The following is a 23,091-nucleotide window of genomic DNA, read 5'->3' as shown; positions in this document are numbered from 1 at the left end:
TTTTAGGATATAAGTCATGTTTAATTTTGGTATCGAGCATGAAGTTTCTTTCCTCAATTCCGAAGGAAAGTTTGTTGACTTTTCTGGTGCAAAATTTGCTGATTTTAATCAAATTATCGAACAACTTCCCATATACCCTAATGACCATCTCCAATTACATATTGGAGACGCTGGCATTAGAAAGAAAAGATGGTATATAGAAGGATTTGAAAGATTTGCAAATTCCCAAGAAATTATAGATTGTACTCCCAAAGGAATTGAAATTAGAACAACAATAAATTCTACTATTCAAAGCACAATTGATGAGTTGACAGAAAGTTTTGGTTTACTGTGTAAAGTAGCATTACAGTTTGGCTTTTCGCCAGTTTTAATCAGTTTTAATCCCTATCAAACAATTTTTGAGCCTAAACCGCCATTAAATGATTATGAAATTAAACAAATACAACAGGCTTATCCGGAAGAACAAACGGCTAACATTTATATGGTGACTTATGGGCCAGATTTAAATATATCAATGACAGATTTATCAAATGAAAATATGATTGATATTGGCAAAAAATTAACTTATTACAGTCCTTATATTGTTCCTTTTAGTTATAGTTCACCGTTTTATCAAGGTAGTTTGTGGGACGGTTTATCTGTGAGGACTTTTGTTAGAACTGGAAAAAGAGCAGCAGCAATGGTTTTTGTAGAAAAGCCAGAACAAATAATTAAGTCGACGCCTTCATTGACAAAAATAGCACGTCTACCTGCGGAAGTTGGTCGGATTGAATTTAAGGCTTTTGATAGTTGTGATGATTTTTCAATTTATGCTGGTTTGTTAGCTTTATTAAAAGGTCTAATTTTAGATGAATCACTGCCTGGTAGAGCAACAATACCAGATATCGAAAAGCACCAAATTTCAGCACAGCAAGGATTTGATAATCAAGATATTTATGCGATCGCCTCACAAGTTTTGCAAGCTGCCGAATTTGCCCTTGAAGACGATCCAGATGTAAATTTGCTAGCACCATTAAAAGTGATGCTCGAAAAACGAGAAACAAAAGCTCATCAACTTATTCGTGATTTCCACAAGCTGGGTTCAATAGAACAAGTACTGAAGAATACTTACTCTGCATTGGCATGATTGATGACTACATCCAAGCCACTATGGCTCAAAATCAGATTCCGGGGCTTTCTGTTGCAGTGGTGCAGGAAGGTGAACCTGTTTTAGTCAAGGGCTATGGATGGGCAAATGTTGAACACTCAGTTCCGGCAACTGAACGTACAGTTTATGAAATTGCGTCTGTTGGCAAAACTTTCACTGCCACACTCATAATGATGTTGGTTGAGGAAGGAGTAATTTCTCTAGATGAGGTGATCGCCAATTACCTCGACAATATACCTCCAGCGTGGCAGCCCGTTACAATCAAGCATATTCTGTCTCACCAATCTGGAATTCCCAGCTATACTGATGCCAAAAATTACTGGGAAATCACCCGTCTTGATTTATCTAAATCTGAAATTTTGGCTTTAGTTAGTAATTTACCCCTCAAGTTCCAACCGGGTGAATTGAGTGCCTATGACAACACAGGCTATTATTTATTAGGCTTAATCTTAGAAAAGATAACGGGGCAATCCTATGGAGATTTATTGCACGATCGCATTTTTGCTCCTTTGGGCATGAATGCAACTGTAATGAATTCTCCTAGAGATATTGTGCCGCACCGGGCTGCTGGTTACCGATGGCTTAATGATAAGCTTGTGAACAAACCCTACTACAGTCCTTCAGTTACCTATTCAGCTGGGGGGCAACTCTCCTGTGTGGAAGATATGGTGAAGTGGGAACAAGCTCTTTACAATGCAACTGTGCTGAGGCAATCAACTCTCGATTTAATGTGGACTCCCCATCCTCCAAACCTTGGTGATGATTGGAACAAACTCAAATATGTGGCAGGTTTAGGTTGGTGGGTAATTAATTATTGCGATCGCCGAGTAGTTGTTCATAATGGTTCGATTCTGGGTTTCGCTAGCAATATTACCCGCTTTATCGATGACAAAATTACCGTGATTTTGTTCTGTAATTTAGATAGAATAGCGCGACCGGATGCAATTGCGGCATATATTGCTGGATATTACTGTCCATCCCTTGCCGGATTGGCGCTTCAGCCTCCATTAGAAAACGATTAAATTTATTGAGTTGACTTCATAATTTCATTCTCTGATTTCCAAAGTGATGCTGGTAATCGCCAGTAAAAACCATTTTCTCGCTCCATCAATTGATAACCAATTAATTCGCGTCGCAAAGTTGCGTAATCAGAGTGATGACGGGCAATAATTTCGTTGACTTGACGTTCTGTATAAGTTACTTCTTGTTCAAATTTTCTTACTAACCATCTAAGTATGATCAAGCGTTTTTTGCGAGTAGCGGGAATTTTGATAAGGTTTACACCATCAAGGTAAGTTTTGAGTACTTTTTCTTCCCATGCTTCCAACTTGAGATTACTCATACATTGCACCTAGAACTATGAGATATCATCACGAAGTATAAGAGAACTATCATCTAAATGAATCAAGAAGAATTATCTGCATGGTTTGTAGCTAATAAAACTTTACTAGAAAATGCTTACACAGTAGAAACTGAACCCTGGAAACAATCAGGGTTTTCTGGACCTTACGAACGCTGGATTACTTGTAGAAAGCCAATTGCTGATTGTGTAGATCAACCCGGAAATTTATTGGATATTGGCTGTGCTAATGGTTACTTACTAGAGTGCTTATTACAATGGACAGCTGCCAGAGGAATTAACATTCAGCCCTACGGCTTGGATATCTCAACAAAACTCGCTGATTTAGCAAAGCAAAGATTGCCAAATTTCACCAGTAATATTTTTATTGGTAATGCTTGGACATTTGTTCCACCGCTCAAATTTGATTTTGTCCGAACTGAGTTATTGTACGTTCCCGAAAGTTTGAGAGAAGGCTTTGTTAGGCGCTTGCTAGAGTTGTTTGTTCAGCCGAATGGCAAGCTTTTGGTAGCTGAATACCGCTCTAGTAAAGATACTCAGTCACTGCTTTGGGTAGATGATATTTTACGAGCTTGGAACTTCAAAGTAGATGATTGTAAATCTGGCTACTATAAAGGCAAGGAATTAACGAGAATCGCAGTAATAAAAAATTACTGAGCATTGCCACCAAGTGTGAGAAGGTTTTGAAGGAATGGAAAAATCTTGGACTATTAGAGAAGCTGAAGAAAGAGATATTGGTGCGATCGCTCAGGTTCATGTTGCGTCTTGGAAATCAACATATCATGACTTAATTCCAGCATCAGTAATAGAAAGTTATACCGTAGAGCGCAGAAAGACTATTTGGGCAAAGATTTTAGCTCAAGGCAAGACAAAAACACTGGTAATTGCAGACAAGAATATCTTTGGCTTCGTAAATTTTGGTGCGACTCGTGACTCTGATAAAGACATTCATCAAACCGCCGAAATAAACGCGATTTATCTACTGGCATCTCACTGGGGGTGCAAGCTAGGCAAGGTGCTATTAGAGCAAGCTATACAAGATATTCTCGCTCAGGGATTTCATGAAATTACTCTTTGGGTACTTGATAGCAATACTAGAGCGCGTCGGTTTTATGCAGCCTTGGGATTTGATCCAGATGGTGCATCTAAGCTAGATGTACGTGGAGATGCGTCTTTAACAGAGTTACGATATTGCCGAGTTTTTAGTTAATTCAGTTCAAGAAAACTTACCACTCCCCATCCACCTAGTAAATATTAAGTTTTGTAAATACGCTTGTTTATTAGTATAGATTCTCAATAAACTTATTTTTGAAGTCAAAGCTATTGGTTCTTGATTTCAATAAACCAGGGTGTATCTCAATTTACGAACAATCCGTTTGTAAATAATTTATGGCTTCCTAAATCTAAGAATGCCATAGAGCGCTTTTTCCTCTCAGAGTATTTTTCCTTGCAATATCCAAGCAGAGAGCTTGCTTGTAAATGGCTTTCTTTTACAAGCAGGTATTTTCTTGATTATAAATATCAATAAGGAGTAAACAGCTAACCAATGCAAACCTACGGTAATTCCAACGTCAAATATGACTGGTGGGCTGGTAACGCCCGTTTTGCAAATCTTTCTGGTTTATTCATTGGTGCTCATGTGGCACAAGCCGCTCTGACGACTTTGTGGGCAGGAGCTTTTACTTGGTTTGAAATTTCTCGATACAACCCTAACTTACCGATGGGTGAGCAAGGATTAATTTTGTTGCCGCACTTAGCCACCTTGGGTATTGGTGTAGGCGCAGGTGGACAGATAGTTGATACCTATCCTTATTTCGTCATTGGAGCGTTACATCTAATTTCGTCAGCTGTTCTGGGTGCAGGTGCATTGTTCCATACTTTCAAAGGGCCTCGCAACTTAAAAAATGCAACAGGACGAGCGCGTAAATTTCATTTTGAATGGGACGATCCAAAGAAACTCAGCTTTATTTTTGGACATCATCTGATTTTCTTAGGAGCTGCTGCTTTATTATTGGTGGCAAAAGCGATGTACTGGGGTGGACTGTACGATGCCACAATTCATGATGTCCGTGTCGTTACCAACCCTACCCTCAACCCATTCGTCATCTTTGGCTATCAAACTCACTTTGCGACTGTTGACAACTTAGAAGATTTAGTCGGTGGTCATATCTATGTAGGTTTGCTTCTAATTGGTGGTGGTGTATGGCATATCCTGACAGAACCTTTTGCTTGGGCGAAAAAACTCCTGATTTTTTCTGGTGAAGCTATTCTTTCCTATTCTTTGGGTGGTATTGCCTTAGCAGGGTTTGTTGCAGCTTACTTTTGTGCAGTCAACACTTTAGCTTATCCTGTGGAATTTTATGGCGCTCCCTTAGAGCTCAAGTTTGGAGTTTGTCCCTATTTTGCTGACACTATCAAATTACCCTATGGTAATCACACTGCAAGGGCATGGTTAGCAAACACTCATTTCTTTCTTGCTTTCTTCTTCCTACAAGGACATCTCTGGCACGCGCTACGAGCAATAGGTTTTGACTTCAAACGAGTGGAAAGAGCACTAGATGTAATTGAGACTAGCTCGTAAATCTTAAAGGTGACTGAGGATTGGTACTGGGAATTGGGGATATAAAAATTTACCCAGTACCTTTTCATAATCTTAAAGTTCAAAATTCCATATTGAAAAAGGAATTCAATTATGGCAATTTCGACTGATAAAACATTCGCAGCAGACACAAGTTTCCCTTGGTTAATTGGTAATGCTCGTTTAATAGATTTATCAGGTCAACTATTAGGCGCTCACATTGCTCATGCAGGTTTGATGATGTTTTGGGCAGGAGCAACTACTATCTCAGAAGTAACGCGCTTTGTTCCTAGCCTACCAATGTATGAGCAGAATTTTACTGTATTACCCCATTTAGCAACGTTGGGATGGGGTGTAGGTGCTGGGGGTGAAGTAGTCGATACTTATCCTTATTTTGTAATTGGCATTTTGCATTTAGTAGCATCTGCTGTGTTGGGTGCAGGTGGACTTTTTCATGTCTTTCGCGCTCCAGCAATTTTACACAATGGCGGAGGATTGGTTGCCCAATTTCACTATGAATGGAATGACCCAAAAAAGTTAGGTTTCATTTTAGGAAATCATCTAATTATTCTGGGTTTTGGTGCATTTTTACTTGTACTAAAAGCAATGGTTTTTGGCGGAATTTATGACACCCATCTGGGAGATGTCCGCTTAATTGCCAACCCCACTCTTAATCCAATGACAATCTTTGGTTATTTAGTTGGAATTAAAGATAATCATTGGACTTTATTAGGAATGGCAAGTGTTGACAATCTAGAAGATGTCATCGGTGGCCACATCTGGATTGGATTAATACTAGTTTTAGGTGGTGTGTGGCACATTCTTGTACAACCTTTTGCGTGGGTAAGACGGATTTTGCCGATTGAAAATGGCGAGGATATTCTTGCCTACAGTTTGCTTGGTTTAGCTTTTATGGCTTTTATTTCTGCCATTTTTGTGGAGCATAATATTACTGTTTTTCCCAAGGAATTTTATGGCGATCGCCGTCTTTGGTCTGTATTTATCCAGTTTTGCTTAGGTGTTTTCGCACTTGTTGGCTGCTCATGGCATTACTGGCGTTCTCGCCAAGTGTAAGCTGAGTTTTCTTTCCCCTAAATATGAACTTGACCTAAAAAGGTCTTGTTTTCTGCCTGCGGTTTATAGCAGTTAGTCGCAGGCTATTTTTTCAGACCTAATTGAGGACAAATCATGCTAAGTAAAATCTTTTTTACAACCTGTGCTTGGGGAATTTCAATTCTTAGTTTTTGGACTATTATCCTATCTTTTAAAAAAGGGATATATCATCTGAAAAGATTACATGAGATTCCCTGTTCTGGTTGTGAATATTTTACAAATGATTACCGCTTAAAATGTACAGTACATCCTATAAATGCTTGTACAGAGGAAGCAATAGGCTGTCGTGACTTTGAACCCAAAAATTACACTTGCAGGGTTTGTCAGAATTATTCTCAAAAACACAAGAGTTAATCTCTACAGGCTTGTGAGTAATTGCATTAACTCTTTCGATAAATCAATTGTGGGTGGTTCTTCCTGGGACTTTGTAAATAAAACACCAGCTAAATAGTAGTAATCACCAGAATAAAATGCCATTTTGTTTTTGCGTAATTCCTCTATATGTTTTTTGACTTTTGGCTCAGAACTGTAGTAGCCAAATTTCAAGGGTAATACTATGAAATTACTAACATGATATCCATTGGCTTTTGCATGATTAATCGTACTTTGTGGATGAGAAAAGCTAGATATTAACAGTAAAACCTTTTCATAACCCAATGACAAAAGGTTATTGGTAACAGTAGCTCCATCTATACCTCCAAATAAAAGTGGCATATAAATATCTTGATCTGGTGCAGGGAGGTAAGGTGGATTGGCGATAAGGTAATCAGCTTCAAGGTTGGAAGAGTTAAACAGACATGAATTATGCACTATATATTTTTGACCTAGATTATATTCATCAATGATTGAGTTGGCGACCTTCCAGGCAGAGGTATTTAATTCAAATCCATGTATTATGCCATCAAATCTGTTTCTGAGTAGAGAATTAATAACCGGAGTGCCATCTCCTGAACCAAATTCCACAATACATTCAGATTTTTGACAGTTTCTCAATGCAAAATTTTCTAAACAATTAGAGTAGAAATTAGACTCTTCCGGACAACAAAATATATCTTTCATATGTGTGTGTGAGTAATTACAATCAGTCAGATTTTGGTAAGGTATACATCTCATTCACAAGCAAAAATTACTCCTTTAGTAGAGAATTTTTGACTAAAGGAATAAAGATAAATTAAATAAATTAGAAATCTGGAATTAGTGAGCTTAGTGTTTTTCCGGAGCGAGTGGAGTGCTTTGTTCTACTTGGTAGATTGATTGCACAACTGCTTCGGCAGCGCGATCGCCCATTAACTTTTCTTGGTCATAACCCAGTACTAGCTCCCACGCATCATTAGGGTACAATTCTGCTAGAGGCAAAGCCACATCATCCAACATCCAGCGCCCGTGGCGTTCATCTTCTCGAATGTGCAGTTCCCAATAACCCATCGCCGCATCTGATAATCCTAGACGTTGGGCGGCTGTAAGATAATTTCTATAAGCAGAAGGCCCTGCAACCTCAAAATAGGTTAAACCACCGCTATAACGCAGAAAATGTCGCTTGCACTCGGTCAGTAAAAAGTTATGATTGGCACAAGCTAAAACTTCCCAGGGTACCAAATCAAAGTATCCTTCTGGTTCGGTGTTCATGCCAAACTCAGCTAGCATTTGAGCAAAAAATGTAGAATGCTTGCGAGAGAAGCGACCGTTACCGTATTCTTCCAGTAATACCTTGACAAGAGTACATTGGACTGGATTCGCAGCACCACCAAGAATGCGGGAAAGACGACTGCCCTCAACTAACCCATCAAATGAGCCGATCGCTAATAAATGACGATAACCAATTTCTGTCATTTGCTCGCGGATGTAACGACTTCCTGCTGACAAAGGCGGATCTAAATCGTATGCAGTACGTTCAATCAGCGCTTGCTTGACATCTAACTGCTGCAAAGCTGCCACATCGATTTTTGCTAATTCCCATTCTTGCCAAGCTGTCTCGATTTGATCACGTATCTTGTATAGGTAGAGCGATCGCTCATTAGTATAGTGGCGCAAATCGTCATACCAGAAAAGGTTTAAGCGATTAATACCATAGAGTATACGTTGGAGAAAAAGATGAGCCGTATGATCACCAGTACCATTATGATAAGCAGCACGAATCCCCAAAGAAAGCGCGCCCTCAAATTCACTGGCAAGTAAGGGTTCTCTAGCCAATTTTTGATCTAAATTATCTGTGGCAAGCAGTTGTATAAATTGTTGCTCACCACGCTCATAAATAGTAGTTTCTGTTACCCCAATTGGTAAACTTTCCCCCGCAGCAGCAGGAGGCGATTTAACTAAATTGCTCTGCATGGAATCTTTGGTTCTTTGCGATCGGTGTCGATAACTTTCACCTTATATACCTAGATTTCCATTTAGTAGTTTTCTCTACCTCTCCCCTGGGTTGTAAAGAACAATTAAGCACTGCAATTAAAGATTCTACCCAAGGGAGCAGGGGAGAATCAATAAAAATGTACTATCTGGGGAAAGGGGATGCGGGGACAAGGAGGTGGGGAGCAGGGGAGAACTACTAACTACTGTACGGGAGGCAGCGCACTGGCTCCCCTACTAACAAATGAAAAATGACAAATGACAAATGACTACTGTGTTGATTGACTGGGTGGAATTTGTTCAATAGTAATTAATGCTTCCATCACTGCTTTGACGATTGGTGCAGCAACAGTACCGCCATAGGCATTTGCGCCTTGCGGTTCATCTACCAATGCCAGTACTACATAGCGGGGAGTTTCTACAGGCAATATAGCTACGAAACTAGTAATTTTTGCACCACTGATATAGCCACCAGAACTACCAGCTTTTTGGGCGGTACCAGTTTTACCTCCAATGCGATATCCCGGAATTTGTGATACTTTACCAGTACCATTGGCGACAACTGTTTCCATCATTTCTACAACTTTTTGACTGGTGGTAGGTGAGAACAGTTGCCGTGGCGCTGCATAAGAAGGAGTGTAATGTATTTGCCCCTTGCTATCTATCAAACCTTTCACTACATGGGGTGTGACAATTTTACCACCATTAGCTAAGGCTCCGTGTAATTGTACCAATTGCAAAGGCGTTAAGGAAAAACCTTGACCAAAGGAGGTAGTAGCCGCTTCCACGGGCGAGGCAGCAAATTTTTCTTGGCTTTTAAGTTGACTCGCTACAACAAAAGGTAAATCTGTAGTCAGGCTTTGCCCCAGCCCCAGCTTTTCTAGCCAACTATAGTAAATAGGAGTCTGCAAACGCTGGATCATTTGCACCATGCCAATATTGCTAGAATGTTGTAAAATCTGCGCAACATTGATTTGCCCATAACTTTTATTTTGGGCATTTCTGATCGTGCGATCGGCTACTTTAATAAAACCAGGATCGTTGAATGTATCCTCAGATTTAATCGCTCCTGCTTCTAGGGCGATCGCCACACTCAAAGGTTTAAAAGTCGAACCAGGTTCGTATAGATCTGCTACAGTCCAGTTTTTGAACAGTGAGACATTGGCTTTAGAATATTGGTTGGGATTATAAGTGGGCAAAGAAACCAATGACAACAAAGAACCATCCCATGCATCCATTACAATTACTGCTCCCCGTTGGGCATGGTATTTGTCCATCTGTTCTTGTAATGCATTGCGAGCTGCTCGTTGCAGGCGGCTGTCAATAGTCAGTTGTAGTTGCAGATCATCAAAATGCATAAAACCCTCTGGAGCATGATCTGACATCAATGCCCCATTCCCTGCGCGACTCAGGCGTACTGTTTTTAAAGAACGTTCGAGTAACTTCTCTTGACTATATTCCACACCTGCTTGACCGCGACGGTCAACATTAACATAGCCTACTACTTCTGCTACCAAATCTTGTCGCGGATAAAATCGAGAGTATCTTTGAGTTAACTCTATGCCATTCAAACGTAACGAATAAATGCGATCGGCAACTTCTTCTGGTAGGGTAGAGGAAAGTAAAATACCACTTTTTTTGCTTTCAAACTTTGTTTCTAACTCCGTAGCATCCTTACCCATAATCGGAGCGAGTAGCTTGGCAATTTCTTGATTAGATTTGTCAAATAGTTTGGGATGAACATACATTGTATATACAGGCCGATCCATCGCCAACATATCTCGATTCCGATCTACTACCGGGCGACGAGGCACAAAAAGTCGCAAATTAACCATCTGTTGGTTTCGCGCCCTCTGGGTAAGCTTCGGCCCACGTATAATTTGTATATTGTACAAATTAACAGCCAAGCCAAACGCAGCAATAACTAATACAGCCCAAACTATGAACAGCCGAGAGTTAACTTTCGATGTTTGTACTATAAATTTAGAGAAAAATGAGGAAAAAAATCTTTTTCTGGTGCTAGAACGCTGTCTTTGCCTGACTTTTTTACTTGGTGACTTCTGCATAAGGACTATCCTTGGTCATTAGCAATGTATTCCAACCTAATGACTTTAATATCCTAGTGGTGTAAGTTTTTGCTGTTGTAGTTCAGAATTGGGAGTTGTATTAGGCACGACGGAATTTGAATTCTCAGGTGCTGGGCGCAAGAAAACTGTTCCAGCAGGAGATGGTGTTACCAATCCTGCTGCTGATGTTTGTGCTTCCTGTGCCATTTGGTTTTTTAGTACTTCATTATTTGTTGTCAACTGTCGTTCGTCACGCTGTAAAGTTTGCAGCTTCCGGTATGCCTGACTCCACATTTGTTGAGAATAAACTGTCCAACCATAAACCACGAGCATGGCTGTTACCAGTAAAAATGTCATCACTGAAGAGTGACGATATAAACTATACAAGCGTAGTAACCATAAAGGTACTGTTCCTTGTTTGCTTAAATCAGAAACAGTAGTGGTTGAGACTACACTTGCATTATTTTTGAACTGGGTTGTACTCATCGATACATTTTGCAATGAACGTTTTTGCCTTTGAGAGGAAACTATTGTAGGCAGAGCTTGTTCTGATCCAGTTCTGACTGATTTGGATTGTTGTTCTCTGGTGGTGTTTCTCCCAAATAGAGAACCTTGCCATCGGAACCAACTGCGCTTTGTAGAAACATCTGATTTACGAACAACAGCCATAATCTTTATTTTTAGGTAAAAAATTGAAGTCTTAATTGAATAATTGATTGTGTGTTTTGGTTCAACTGACAATTGCTTTTTGTGCAATTAGCTAAAAATAACACTCTACTCTGTTTTGGAAGTCTAGATAGCTACACTAATGTTTGCATCCTTTAGATATTATTTTGAGGCAATTTTGAATTTTAAATGGATACTTTAGCATTTAAGCATTGCATCTAAGTATGGCAATGCTGAACATTAAGAGCAATAGTTTGCCTAAAAATTATATATATTCTTTGGTATGGTTTATAGCTTTATTGGTTATTTTAGTAAAATTACCTGTTTAGTGTTGCAATTATGTTGCTTATGATACAATAATACATTTTTACTCGGCAAGTCAAAATAACCTTTAAATCTTTTGATATAAAATAATTAAAAAAAAGCAACAAATGAGGTATCGTATTCAACGAAGCTCATAATTGTGCCAAATTTGGTGAAAGAGGAGTTATGAAAATAAAAATTCTTGGTTTTGCTTTATTGCTAGGTTTAGCTTCAGCGCTTGGAGCTTGTGACAATGCTCAAGATGGTACTACTACTACCACTCCAGCACCTGGTGAACCGACTGACGCTGCCGCTACTAAGGCGCCTGCTGCCACTCCTACTAAGAGTCCCTAAATAGTAGCCTCCAATCAGCTTGAAACAGGTTTTTAGTAGCGCTCCTCACTACACAATGATTGAGTTGTTTCCTATATTGTCGGCAAGTAATGTTAAGTTGAGTAATGGGAGCTTCTAGCCCTGCTTTACTCAATCTATTTGCATTTTGCAGTTTATTTAGCGATATTACAGTCAGAGATTCTTGATATCGCTACTGCAATTTATTACCCCTGTAGGGAAGTGTTCACAAGCAACTGAACTATATCACTTACAATATCAGCAGCGTATCCTAAATAAGCTTTTTACGTTGTTGATATCTTCGTACATAAGTATAAATGCAGCAGATTAACACTTGATGCATAGAGTAATCTAATACTTTCTGTAAGTAAAACATTTATCTGTTCTTCGTACTTCTAAATTTTTTCAAGTTTTACAAATCTTCACTCTTACACAGAATTCCGAATCAGAGGTTAGGCTGATACGATCGCTCGCCAAACCAAGGCAATGATTCAGCAAGGTATTGGTTTGGCGATAATTCCTAACCTACTAGCTTTAGAATTAGTAACAACAGTGGGATTACAGCCATTCAGCAATTGCTGCTAAGTTAAGGTTTTTGTGCTGAGACAAATAAAGCCAGTCGATACCTACTTGTGCGAATCTGATGAAAACCTGCCTTCGTTAGCCAGTTTAAAACTGTAGGTTGTGGCCAAATACGTCCACCACAGGTAACGTAATAGATAAGAGAAAACAGGCTAATCGGCGACGAGAGTTTTCCCTGTTCGCCAGGATGGAACAAGTCGTTAATTAATATGGTTCCACCTGAATGCAGTGCTTGGAATGCCTTACTCAGTGCAATTTCACACTGCTCTGCTGTCAGGCAATGGAGAATGTTGGAGAGAAACACAACATCGTAATTGTTGCCCCAATCAGTCTCTAGTAAATTACCTTCAATGTATTGGATGCGATCGCCTAACCCTGCCTGTTCGATTTGGGGTAATCCGGCTTGGATCGCGTTGGGTAAATCCAGGATATCGGCTTTTAAGTCGGGATACTTCTGACAAAATGCTATGCTGTATTCTGCGGGGCCACCTGCTACATCCAACAACCGCTTGGGAGATGGATTTAGCTTTGCCCACTTGAGAATATTTGGAGCGCTTTGCTGCCCACTACTTTTGAGCATGGTGTAATAATTTGCAAAACAGGTGGCAGATTGAGGATTGAAGTGAAAATTGGGAACTTCACCGGTGCGAATATCCTTCTCTAGCAACACCAACTGCTGACTAATATCACCACCTAACCTGAGAAAGTCATAAATCAACCCACCCGATTTTGTCAGCCAACGAGCAGAATCTTGGGTAAGTTGATAATGTTGTCCTTGTCGCTGGAGAAAACCAAATCCATCCAGGCTTTCTAACAAAACTTGCATTCCGTGAGGATCGCAATTCATCTGTGTTGCCAATTCAGTAGCGGTTTTGGGATTGTCTTGCAAAGCATCGAACACGTTCATTCGTATGGCAGTAACTAAAACTTGGCTAACTCCCATGCCGAGCATACCCAACAGAAAAGGTTGCAGCTCCTTACGGCTGTTGAGTGCGATCGCCTCCAAGACATTTTCTGCCTTGACAGTTAACTTCATCTGAAAACTCCTTGGAACTATCGATAATTAATGATAATTTTTCTCATTTTTAACACACAAATCAAATTAATTATTCAATCCGGCATAAGCAAGATAAAGTAAAACCGCTGTACTCAACTGGATATACAGCGGCTGCAAATAGAGCGTCAGGACGCCCTCCACTAGATTTAATATTTTTAGGCTAGGCTCGGTCAGAGGAGGAAAATTGCATTTATGTAATTTGGCTGATACTTGTCTATTTACCTCATTCAGAAATTTGTTGAAATTTATTATCAATTAAATATAACTTTACTAGGAATAGTCGCAATTTGCAAGCAAGGATTAATAGATAAATTTTATCAATAGCTGATTGAGTGATTGGCTAGGAATATAAAGACAATAAGTAGAAGCAGAGCGCAGAAGGAGAAAGCCTTATTCCATTTACTTTCTGGGGATCAGCATTTTTGTTTAATTATGCCCACCTACTTATACCATTTCACTTTTTGAGTGATTCATATTTAACCCCTCCCAACCTCCCCCCTTAGTAAGGGGAGGTGCCGTAGGCGGTGGGGTACATCCATATCAGCCTTTTCGTGAAATAGTATTAGTTATATCTTTTAGATATAGAACTCCTATTTGATTTTTGAAAAAACTCAGTACACCTTTAACTACCTTCCAAGCTGTTCCCTGTTCCCTATCTCTACAAGTAATTCAGTCGTCAAATCGGATTACTATATATATCCTTGGGCTTAAAAATCCTCATCTACAAAAAATTCAGTATCGTCTTCTCTGGTAGAACTTCTTTCTCCAGAATCAGCGATACCCCACAAAGGTTGTATTAATGCCATACCAATCATGCCTACTCCAGCGCAAAAAGCTAGCAGTAAACCTACAGGAAGCTGAATAGATTGAAAAGTAAGAAATCTCAAAGATACTGGGGTAGCATTTTGAACAGACAGAATGGCAACAGCCACCACCCAGACAGCTATAACGATGATTGTGACAAGAGTAGCAAAGGATTTCATATGAAGAAGGGTACAGGGGACAGGTTACAGGGAACAGGAAGAGTGGGGATTGGGAAGAAGAGGACAAGGTGACACGGGGAGGGTGAGACATGGGGAATATTTTTGATAATTTCTCCCACTCCCCGCGTCTTTCTATCTCCGCGTCTTCATAGCCCCTAGTCCCTAATTACTCTAAACAGCTACTGGTTGGAGTTGGTTAATTACAGATTCCATTGCTTGAGCAATTTGGATTAACTTTTCGGGAGATTTTGTTTCCACATAGATGCGCATTAAAGGTTCTGTTCCAGAAGGACGCAAAAGTACCCAGCTACCTTCTTCCAAATAGAGTTTAACACCGTCTTTCTTCCCTACTAGTTTAACTGTAATTCCTGCAACTTCCGCAGGGGTGTATTTGGTGTAAAAATTAATGACAGCAGCTTTATGAGCTTCAGTAAGGTGTAAATCAAGACGCTTGTTGTATGTAGGCCCTTCAGCTTCTATGATCGCTTCTTGGACAAGAGCACTCAATGGCTTACCTTCGTAAGCGATCGCTTCTGCTACTAACATATTAGCTAAAATGCCATCCTTCTCAGGAATATGTCCAATAATACTTAAACCACCAGATTCTTCTCCACCAATTAACACATTGGTTTCACGCATTTTGGCACCAATATACTTAAAACCTACTGGTGTTTCAAATATTTTTAATCCATACTTAGCTGCTAAATTATCTAACAAGTGAGTTGTTGCCACAGTACGGACAATTGCACCTGTTTTCTTTTTATTTTTGATTAAATGACGTATTAAAATTAACAGCACAGTATTGGGAGTGAGAACATTTCCTTGTTCATCAACAATACCGAAGCGATCGCTATCTCCATCAGTAGCTAAACCCAAATCGGCTTTGTCATAGCGCACTACTTCTACAAGCTGATTGAGTTGCTCTTCCTTGGGTTCTGGCATTCCCCCACCGAATAAAACATCACGCCAAGCGTGAAAAGTTTCAAAATCACAGCTGCAATGTTGCAAAACTTCATCAAGATAACCGCGAGAAGTAGAATAGAGAGCATCATACTTTACCTTCAATCGGGCATTGCGAATTTTTTTTACATCAAGCAGAGTGTAGAGAAATTGCATATAGTCTGGCTTAGGATCGAAGGTAGAAATATAGCCAACTGGATGATTCGGGGGTGGAGCATCCGATGCACCTTCAATATTTGCCACAATAGTATCAGTGATTTCTGGAGTGGCAGGCCCGGCATAATCGGGGATATATTTAATCCCACAGTATGGTGCTGGGTTATGGCTGGCAGTAAACATCAATGCCCCAGCAGAATTTAAATAACGGGCGTTATAGGCAATTACTGGTGTCGGGCAATCCCGCTCAGTGATTTTCACCGTCCAACCCAAGTCCGCTAAGACTTGAGCTGCTGTTAAGGCAAATTGTTCAGCTAGAAAGCGAGTATCGTAGGCAACAAGAACTGGTCGATTTTTAGTATAGGCTGTTTCAATGTAACTTGCGATCGCTCGCGTTACTTTCCGTACATTAGAGAAAGTAAAGTCATCGGCAATTATTCCTCGCCACCCATCAGTACCAAATTTTATTTTGCTGAAGTTGCTACTGGCGTTCATTTTTGCCACTTTTTCTCATCCATTATCTAAATACTACATGAAGCTTTCAGCAAAATGCGTGTATCCTAATTTATCCCCTTTGTCTTCTTACCGTTACTAAGCAATGTCAATTTCTGAGCGACCTTTCGCCAGTTATCATCTTTGGTCATTAGTTGCCCCAGCAGCAGGGCAGCAACATTTACATTGCCAAATGAGACGGGGATTTATCAAAGCGCGCCAGCACGAGCCACAAGTTCAATTACTGTTAGCAAAAGTTACTGCACCCCAGCGTATTGGTTTATTGGCGCAGAAAGGTATTTATGAATTTCATCACAATAGGCATCTATTAAATCAATCAGATGGCGTACAAAAAATAGCAGAGTTACTCAAACTCGCTAACTCTTCACAAGAAGTCCAGCAGCGCGTGTTGCAAATATTAACAAAATATCAAGATGAGCCGTTACTTTCAGGAAAAAGAGTTATTCTCTTAACTCGTGGCGACGAGGGTTTCCCAAAACCAATTTGGGTTGAGCAAAAGCATTATTCTTTCCGCTTGTATGCGACTATGGACTGTGTTTTCATTGAGTCCACTGGCACTTTACATATTTTAGATTTCAAAACAGGCAAATCTACATTTGACCGTCGCCAAGCATTAGTTTATTTGGTCGCTGCTCGTTATCTTTATCCCAGGCAAAAAGCTGTTGCTTCCTTTTATAATTTAGAGTTTTGTAAAAAGTCAGATTTAATTAGTGTGACGAGAGGAGAATTAGATTTTGTTGAATTTGAGTTAGCTACTATTGCCCAAAAGCACCAGGAAGATTTACAAAAATATCAACAACAAAATCATAAATTTAGTCAAATTTTCCCACCTAATCCTGGTTATCACTGTAAGTTTTGTCCATTTAATTCTATTTGTGAATTTTCAGCTTTTAAAGTCTCACAAAAAGTTCAATATTAACGTTTGATGAACAATGATAAGTCGTCGTCATAATTATTTGTAGGATGGGTAGAGCGTGAGCATTACCAATCAAAATTTATCAATGTTGGGTAACCGTAGCGTCAACCCAAACAACATTCAAGTTTTATATTTAATGATGTCTATCTACTTAAATACTAAGAGAATGGTTCTGATTTGAAGAGAAATTTTCACAAGCTCCTCCTAGATTCAGTTACAGCGTCTGACTTGCTAAACACCTCATGCGATACACGATGTACAAGGCTTGAAGAAACATAGAATAACGTGAATCCAATTAGAGGATGAAGCACCTCTAAATGAAGAGGAGTCTGAAGACGAATGCTGCAAAACTGGAGAGCAAGCAGCACGGGCAGACTGACGGTAAGCGATCGGATTGAGTTTGAGAATGGAGCGATCAACGCTCCTGCTAGCAATATTAGCGACAGTCCACTATACCCTCGCACGAGCCACACATGAATATTCCACCAGGTAGGATCGGTGAAGTATGCAACACCAACCGTTAATACCTGAGCAATTAAGCAGACGTTAAAGAGAATTGAAGTTGCGTAAAAACCAAGTTTTATCCAGCTTTTAGCAGCAATATCGCGATCTATTTCTGAATTTGCGGTCATTTCAAACTACCTACTTGACTTTTAAATTCAATGCAGCAGCATATGCCATTGCTTTATTAACGAGATCTGCACCTGCTTTTTCGGGCGAACCGGTATCAAAGGGCGGGGCGGGATCGTATTCTATTAATAGCTGAACAATTTTGGCAGTTTCCTCACCATAAAGTACTTTGGCGACCTCTAGACCAAAATCAATCCCTGCGGTAACGCCACCACCACTCATGCGATCGCGATCGATTACCACTCGCTCGGTACTGATTGGAACTCCTGCTGCTGCCAGTTGTTCGCGAAACATCCAGTGAGTTGCACAACGATATCCTTGAAGCAATCCTGCTTTTGCAAGAAACTCAGAACCACCACAAACCGAGGTGACAAATTTTGCCATACTACCCTGTTGCCGCAAAAATGCCAGGATTTCTGGATCGTCTACGACTACACTTTGGGCTAAACCACCGCCAATACAAATAATGTCTAGGGGTGGACAATTGTCAAAGGTCGTATCTGGGATAATTCTCATCCCATCATCAGTTTGAATTGGATCTAGTGTTTTCCAGATCCGGTGGATTTGGATACCTGGTAGAGCGCTAAATACGGTTTGCGGCCCAATGATATCGAGTGCTGTCATGCCAGGGTAAAAGACTAACCCAACAACATACTGTTGTGAGTGGCTCATGAGTCAAATCTCCTGATGCGGTTTGTAATGAATTGATCTCTATACTAGGAATGACAGCCCACCCCGCCTAGTCCTCGATCGAGTACTCTTTTCACCGTCATGACAATCTCTTTGAAGCTTCTATTTGAAGAAATTTATCAAGCCAAAGATGAAGACGACTTACGATCGCACCTTGCGCCAAAGATTGGTGAGTATTTTGTTGGCAAGCGATCGGGGATATTTTTCTTCGATCAACTTCAGCTTTGTGCGGAGCCGTTGAGTTGTTGCTGAAACTGAACTTTCTCCTGACTTAGATTCTTAACTTTAGTGGACATATGCACCGTCTCATGGCTCGCTCAGACCTTAACTCTCCAATGATTACCTCAGTTGTTACTATCTGTATAATCCGTACTTACAGTAACCTGCTGCCAAACATCCAAATCGGTTTTGACCCATTCCAGTTTTTCCTGAATCAGGCTCATGGCATCAGTGCCTAATGCCAGTCGCATCGGTGGATGAGGACTTTCCACAGCTTGAATGATGGCTTGCGCCGCTGCTCGTGGATCGCCAGGTTGCTGACCATCCATCTCTTTGAACCACTGCAATGACGCACCGCTCACCGGAGCATAGGCATCAATGGATTGCTCGGCTACTGCTAGAGAGCGTCCGTTAAAGTCTGTGCGAAATGCCCCAGGTTCAATTAAAGTCACTTTTACTCCAAAGGATTTAACCTCCTTAGCTAGGGCTTCAGACGTACCTTCCAGGGCAAATTTAGCACCACAGTAGAGGCTGCTTCCAGCAAATCCCACTAATCCTGCTGTGGATGATATATTCACAATGTGACCGCTGCCTTGCTGACGCATCACAGGCAAGACCGTTCGCATCAGACGGAGTGCCCCAAAGAAATTGGTTTCAAAAAATTGGTGAATCTCACCATCACTGACTTCTTCAAGGGCGGCAATGAGTCCATGACCCGCATTGTTGACCAGCACATCAATTCGACCAAATGTAGCGATCGCGGTATCAACCGCTGTTTGTATATCTTGGGATGATGTTACATCCAGACGGACAGCCTTTGCGGTTTCTGGATAGTGTTCAGTCAAAGCGCGAAGTCGCTCTGGTTCGCGAGCAGTAGCTAGCACTTCGTCGCCCTTTTTTAACACAACTTCTGCTAGGGCACGTCCGAATCCTGTTGAGCATCCTGTAATCAACCAAACTTTAGGAGTGACACGATTTTTGTCTGAGTTCATTTGCTTTTCCTCCAATTAAGATTAATAGTGACTGCAAAACTGTTTACCCCAAAAACGAAAGAACCTCTTGAACAAAGCGATCGCGCTCTCGTTCTGGTTGATCGAGAAACAGAAAATGCGTCCCGATGGTCTGATTCCAATGCGCCTAACTGACGGTTACTGGTCATGTCGGATGCCCTTCTCTGTGCCTCTTCATTCATGCTAAAAAGTAAGATTAGAACTGTCCAACACTGATTTTGATAGCATTAACACCCTAGAGGTTCAAATGGAATTGCGGCATCTGCGTTACTTTGTTACTGTGGCGGAAGAATTGCACTTCGGTCGCGCTGCCCAACGCTTACAAATGGCGCAACAACCTCTCAGTCGGCAAATTCAGGAGTTAGAAGCAGAAATCGACGTGCAACTGTTCCATCGCACGACACGGCAAGTGCATCTAACTGAAGCAGGCAAAGTGTTTTTAGAGCGTTCCTACCTGGTGTTAGCGCAACTCGAACAGGCGATTGAAGCGACCCAACAGATCGGGCGGGGTGAGGTTGGACGGTTGGCGATCGGATTTGTCGGCTCTGCAACCTATACCGTCCTGCCAGATATTTTAAGGGTCTTTCGAGAACAGTTTCCGGCTGTAGAACTGCGATTGCATGAACTGACGACTGCTCAACAAATTCAAGCCCTGTATGATAAACAAATTGATATCGGCATTGTTCGTTCTGCCATCAGCGAGCCAGGTTTGAGTGTGGAATGCATTTTGCAAGAATCATTGGTCTTGGCGTTGCCAGAAACCCATCCGTTCTCTACCCAAACTAAAGTATCTCTCTCTACATTGGCTTCGGAATTATTTATCCTATTTCCTGCTAAAATGGGACCCATCTTTTACGAACAAATTATTAATATTTGTCAGCAAGCAGGATTTCGTCCGAAAGTGGCTCAAGAGGCAGTTCAGATGCAAACGATTATCGGCTTGGTTGCAGCAGGACTGGGCATCGCTTTTGTTCCCGCCTCCTTGCAAAACTTCCACAGAAGCGGAGTCATTTACAGACCCTTACAAGAGCAGACACCTAAAACCGGACTTTATCTGACTTGGCGGCAGCATGATTCCTCCCCAGTCATAAGCGCATTTCTGGGCTTGGCACGGAAGACGACACAATGGGAGCCAAATCGTGGCGATACGTGAGCAGTTAGGGATCAATCACCTCACCGATGTGATTGAGTCGTGCTCGTGAAGAAAATTAATTGTTTCCCAAATAGCAATTTTTGAGGCTTGTTCCACTGGATAACCATAAACACCACAGCTAATTGCTGGGAACACAATTGTTTTAATATCCCTCTCAATAGCTAGTTTTAAACTATTAACATAGCAAGATGCGAGCAATTCAGCTTCGCCTTCAGTACCGCCGTTTCAGACTTTAAAATTTAAGGAGCTATAAGCGTAAGGTGGGTACTGTTCACAAAGTAAAAGTAAGGGTTTGAGGAAAGTTAGGCAGTGACCACCCTACAAAACTCTACTCTACCCAATCACCAATCCCCAATCCCTAAAATGGCGGCAATTCTCCCAAAATCGTAAACCGGATATGATTAATCGCCAACTCACCAATTGAAATATCTTCTTTTGTTAGCCGTACACCTTTACTAGTTAAAGTTTCAAAAGAGATACCTTTACCAATTTCAATGTGATACCAACACAAACCCATAAAAAATCGTGTTGGATAAGGGCCATAATTGCCGATATCGTCGGGGTTAGATTCCATTGGCAACCAGCCAAAACCTGGTATGTAAAATTCTAGCCAGACATGATTGTAATCTGGTTGTAGGGGTACTTGCTGGTGTTCGGCGTAAGGAGGACATTTATAACGTCCTACGGTACGACAAGCGATTCCATTTAAACGGCATAAAGCCAGCAAAACACCCACATACTCACCACAAGAACCAACTCCTCGTTCTAAGACTCTGTCTGGAGTATCTATGTGGGGTTTAATGCCATAAGATAATTGGTCGTAAACATAATTACGGATACTATACATTTTACGCAGCAAATTGGTTTCAGTACCAATTGCTTCCTCTGCGGCACGACGGACAATGTCAGTATCCATCGCCAATTCATCATTATCTACTAGGTAGCGGCTGGCAAATTCTGGCGATAGTTCGGGAACATCTTCTACATCCTTTGGAGTAAAGCGATATTTTATACCTCTGACTTCTAAAACTGCTTTCCAGCCAAACATATGTCGCTCACCTGGAACCAGAGCATCAAATGTAAATACTGCTACCCGTTGCCCGTCTATTAGTTCTTCTTTGAAAGGTAACCCAATTGGCTCAACGTGTTTTACCTTTTGGCGATCGGTGTCGCTGGGTAGAGCAATTCTCCACTCAACTTCTTGTAAATACACTTCTTCAATTGGTGAAATTTCCTCTACATAGGACATTTCAATCAGATAGCCATTGGAGAGAGCGTAGTGTTTTTGTGAATCGTAGTGATAGTAGAGGGGATGAATAAACGTGCGATCGCGGTATGCTAGCTCGTGATTAGGATCTGCATTTGGGTTATCCCGCACATAAGGCTCCTCTGAAGCATAGGCGAGATAAAGAGTTTGCTGTTTTGTAGTTGCATCTGTATATACTGCTATGCCTGTGGGAGACTCAAATGGTGTCAATACACTAAATTGAACTTCCCCAGTTGCTCTATCGAGGCAATAAACTGTTTGTTCGGTGCTGTCGCAAACCCAAAGAGTCTCCTCACTCACTGCCAAGTTTTCCACTCCCACTCCAGGAGCATAGAACCTAGTAATTTCTTTGCGCGTATCACGATCAAAAATTAGAATGTATCCTAACTTTTGGCAACTGACATAAATAGTTGATTTCCAAACCGCAATACCGTCAGCAGTATAAGGTAAGGTAACAAAGTGCTCCAAACCAAAAGAACCTAATTTACACGCATAAACACTCTTGTCGCGTGTTACCCAAAGAGTATCTTCCCAAATTGCCAAACCTGTGATGTCTGTAAATTCTTTGGTTTGGTAAGGATTGAGAATTTTAGTGTTGTCCGAAACCGGATCTATTTGCAGCAGAAAACCTTTGACAGAGTCAATAGCAATGAGGTTATCCTCAGAAAAAGCGATACCACTCAAGACGGCGGCACCAATAGGTCGAATAGTCTTTTGCCCAAACATTTGGCGAGGTGAAAAACTGGGAGGAGCAAAACTCATATTAAACTAACTTTACTTAGAGGTTGAGCACGCCTGGAATAAATTATGGTATTTACTATGCAACTGAACTAGTAAGTTCAATTGCTCATAATCACCATAAATAAGTGCTATAACATACATTTACTTCAGCAAAATCTTATGAATGTTGCTGTAGAAAAAATTATAGATGCCAGCAATCACACCTACATCCACCCAGATTGGTAACATCTTTAATGTAACTTTAGTAGATGGTTTTTCCAGCCTTCACTAAATTATGATCGAAT

General features: G+C 40.8%; 23 protein-coding genes and 1 pseudogene. 11 read left to right on the top strand and 13 right to left on the bottom strand.

The window, feature by feature from the left end; genetic code table 11:
* Positions 1-16: 16 nt before the first annotated feature.
* Together QUB80_RS24150 and QUB80_RS24145 are read left to right on the top strand one after the other, a co-directional pair.
* On the top strand, positions 17-1,126 hold the full coding sequence (locus tag QUB80_RS24150) for a glutamate--cysteine ligase (RefSeq protein ID WP_289792020.1): 1,110 nt from the start codon (positions 17-19) through the stop codon (positions 1,124-1,126).
* A complete protein-coding gene (locus tag QUB80_RS24145) occupies positions 1,123-2,169 on the top strand; it encodes a serine hydrolase domain-containing protein (protein ID WP_289792019.1) in 1,047 nt (348 codons plus the stop codon). The genes QUB80_RS24150 and QUB80_RS24145 overlap by 4 nt, the downstream gene beginning before the upstream one ends.
* A 2-nt stretch (positions 2,170-2,171) precedes the next feature.
* Here QUB80_RS24145 and QUB80_RS24140 read toward each other — a convergent pair whose 3' ends face one another.
* Positions 2,172-2,489 carry a DUF2087 domain-containing protein gene (locus tag QUB80_RS24140; protein WP_289792018.1) on the bottom strand — a complete coding sequence of 106 codons (318 nt, stop codon included), beginning with the start codon at positions 2,487-2,489 and terminating at the stop codon, positions 2,172-2,174.
* Positions 2,490-2,546: 57 nt separating this feature from the next.
* Here QUB80_RS24140 and QUB80_RS24135 point away from each other — a divergent pair, with 57 nt between their 5' ends.
* The 4 genes from QUB80_RS24135 to QUB80_RS24120 all read left to right on the top strand — a co-directional run bounded on the left by QUB80_RS24135 (position 2,547) and on the right by QUB80_RS24120 (position 6,159).
* Positions 2,547-3,164 carry a class I SAM-dependent methyltransferase gene (locus QUB80_RS24135; RefSeq protein WP_289792017.1) on the top strand — a complete coding sequence of 206 codons (618 nt, stop codon included), beginning with the start codon at positions 2,547-2,549 and terminating at the stop codon, positions 3,162-3,164.
* Between the two features lie 34 nt (positions 3,165-3,198).
* Positions 3,199-3,717: a GNAT family N-acetyltransferase gene (locus tag QUB80_RS24130; protein WP_289792016.1), complete on the top strand. Its 519-nt coding sequence runs from the start codon at positions 3,199-3,201 to the stop codon at positions 3,715-3,717.
* Between the two features lie 336 nt (positions 3,718-4,053).
* Positions 4,054-5,088 (top strand): chlorophyll a/b binding light-harvesting protein, encoded by a 1,035-nt coding sequence (locus tag QUB80_RS24125; protein ID WP_289792015.1) that lies wholly within the window; start codon positions 4,054-4,056, stop codon positions 5,086-5,088.
* Positions 5,089-5,199: 111 nt separating this feature from the next.
* Positions 5,200-6,159, top strand: a complete 960-nt coding sequence (locus tag QUB80_RS24120; protein ID WP_289792014.1) for a chlorophyll a/b binding light-harvesting protein — start codon at positions 5,200-5,202, stop codon at positions 6,157-6,159.
* 396 nt (positions 6,160-6,555) lie between these two features.
* On the opposite strand, the gene QUB80_RS24110 is transcribed toward QUB80_RS24120, so the two are convergent.
* The 4 genes from QUB80_RS24110 to QUB80_RS24095 all read right to left on the bottom strand — a co-directional run bounded on the left by QUB80_RS24110 (position 6,556) and on the right by QUB80_RS24095 (position 11,279).
* Positions 6,556-7,257, bottom strand: a complete 702-nt coding sequence (locus QUB80_RS24110; protein WP_289792012.1) for a class I SAM-dependent methyltransferase — start codon at positions 7,255-7,257, stop codon at positions 6,556-6,558.
* 144 nt (positions 7,258-7,401) lie between these two features.
* A complete protein-coding gene (locus tag QUB80_RS24105; protein ID WP_289792011.1) occupies positions 7,402-8,526 on the bottom strand; it encodes an iron-containing redox enzyme family protein in 1,125 nt (374 codons plus the stop codon).
* Positions 8,527-8,813: 287 nt separating this feature from the next.
* Positions 8,814-10,610 (bottom strand): peptidoglycan D,D-transpeptidase FtsI family protein, encoded by a 1,797-nt coding sequence (locus QUB80_RS24100; RefSeq protein WP_289792010.1) that lies wholly within the window; start codon positions 10,608-10,610, stop codon positions 8,814-8,816.
* Between the two features lie 45 nt (positions 10,611-10,655).
* Complete coding sequence (locus QUB80_RS24095) at positions 10,656-11,279, bottom strand: hypothetical protein (protein WP_289792009.1); 624 nt, start codon at positions 11,277-11,279, stop codon at positions 10,656-10,658.
* 486 nt (positions 11,280-11,765) lie between these two features.
* Between QUB80_RS24095 and QUB80_RS24090 the strand changes: the two genes are divergently transcribed.
* Positions 11,766-11,933 carry a hypothetical protein gene (locus tag QUB80_RS24090; protein WP_289792008.1) on the top strand — a complete coding sequence of 56 codons (168 nt, stop codon included), beginning with the start codon at positions 11,766-11,768 and terminating at the stop codon, positions 11,931-11,933.
* Positions 11,934-12,516: 583 nt separating this feature from the next.
* On the opposite strand, the gene QUB80_RS24085 is transcribed toward QUB80_RS24090, so the two are convergent.
* The 3 genes from QUB80_RS24085 to QUB80_RS24075 form a co-directional block, all read right to left on the bottom strand.
* Positions 12,517-13,548 carry a class I SAM-dependent methyltransferase gene (locus QUB80_RS24085; protein ID WP_289792007.1) on the bottom strand — a complete coding sequence of 344 codons (1,032 nt, stop codon included), beginning with the start codon at positions 13,546-13,548 and terminating at the stop codon, positions 12,517-12,519.
* 728 nt (positions 13,549-14,276) lie between these two features.
* Positions 14,277-14,552, bottom strand: coding sequence for a LapA family protein (locus QUB80_RS24080; protein ID WP_289792006.1), 276 nt, complete (start codon positions 14,550-14,552; stop codon positions 14,277-14,279).
* A 171-nt stretch (positions 14,553-14,723) separates the two neighbouring features.
* Entirely contained in the window at positions 14,724-16,163 is a 1,440-nt protein-coding gene (locus QUB80_RS24075; protein ID WP_289792128.1) for a phosphoglucomutase/phosphomannomutase family protein, read from the bottom strand.
* A 103-nt stretch (positions 16,164-16,266) separates the two neighbouring features.
* Between QUB80_RS24075 and QUB80_RS24070 the strand changes: the two genes are divergently transcribed.
* Positions 16,267-17,100 (top strand): PD-(D/E)XK nuclease family protein, encoded by an 834-nt coding sequence (locus tag QUB80_RS24070; protein ID WP_289792005.1) that lies wholly within the window; start codon positions 16,267-16,269, stop codon positions 17,098-17,100.
* Between the two features lie 188 nt (positions 17,101-17,288).
* On the opposite strand, the gene QUB80_RS24065 is transcribed toward QUB80_RS24070, so the two are convergent.
* Positions 17,289-17,729 carry a DUF6220 domain-containing protein gene (locus tag QUB80_RS24065; protein ID WP_289792004.1) on the bottom strand — a complete coding sequence of 147 codons (441 nt, stop codon included), beginning with the start codon at positions 17,727-17,729 and terminating at the stop codon, positions 17,289-17,291.
* Positions 17,730-17,739: 10 nt separating this feature from the next.
* Positions 17,740-18,399 carry a DJ-1/PfpI family protein gene (locus QUB80_RS24060; RefSeq protein ID WP_289792003.1) on the bottom strand — a complete coding sequence of 220 codons (660 nt, stop codon included), beginning with the start codon at positions 18,397-18,399 and terminating at the stop codon, positions 17,740-17,742.
* 99 nt (positions 18,400-18,498) lie between these two features.
* Here QUB80_RS24060 and QUB80_RS24055 point away from each other — a divergent pair, with 99 nt between their 5' ends.
* A complete protein-coding gene (locus QUB80_RS24055) occupies positions 18,499-18,669 on the top strand; it encodes a hypothetical protein (RefSeq protein ID WP_289792002.1) in 171 nt (56 codons plus the stop codon).
* 92 nt (positions 18,670-18,761) lie between these two features.
* On the opposite strand, the gene QUB80_RS24050 is transcribed toward QUB80_RS24055, so the two are convergent.
* The gene (locus tag QUB80_RS24050) at positions 18,762-19,628 is read right to left on the bottom strand and encodes an oxidoreductase (RefSeq protein ID WP_289792001.1); all 867 of its coding nucleotides are present in this window, start codon (positions 19,626-19,628) and stop codon (positions 18,762-18,764) included.
* Between the two features lie 27 nt (positions 19,629-19,655).
* Between QUB80_RS24050 and QUB80_RS24045 the strand changes: the two genes are divergently transcribed.
* On the top strand, positions 19,656-19,781 hold the full coding sequence (locus QUB80_RS24045; protein WP_289792000.1) for a hypothetical protein: 126 nt from the start codon (positions 19,656-19,658) through the stop codon (positions 19,779-19,781).
* A 112-nt stretch (positions 19,782-19,893) separates the two neighbouring features.
* On the top strand, positions 19,894-20,799 hold the full coding sequence (locus QUB80_RS24040; protein ID WP_289791999.1) for a LysR substrate-binding domain-containing protein: 906 nt from the start codon (positions 19,894-19,896) through the stop codon (positions 20,797-20,799).
* A gap of 15 nt (positions 20,800-20,814) precedes the next feature.
* On the opposite strand, the pseudogene QUB80_RS24035 reads toward QUB80_RS24040, so the two are convergent.
* Positions 20,815-21,006, bottom strand: a pseudogene (locus tag QUB80_RS24035) (macro domain-containing protein); the annotation flags it as partial.
* Between the two features lie 151 nt (positions 21,007-21,157).
* Positions 21,158-22,828, bottom strand: coding sequence for a transglutaminase domain-containing protein (locus tag QUB80_RS24030; RefSeq protein ID WP_289791998.1), 1,671 nt, complete (start codon positions 22,826-22,828; stop codon positions 21,158-21,160).
* Positions 22,829-23,091: the final 263 nt, after the last annotated feature.

Origin of the sequence: Chlorogloeopsis sp. ULAP01 (assembly GCF_030381805.1) — a bacterium.
In the GTDB taxonomy this organism is placed as follows: Bacteria; Cyanobacteriota; Cyanobacteriia; order Cyanobacteriales; family Nostocaceae; genus Chlorogloeopsis.
Note: the sequence above shows the minus strand (reverse complement) of the source record. Positions and strands in the feature narration are given on the sequence as shown.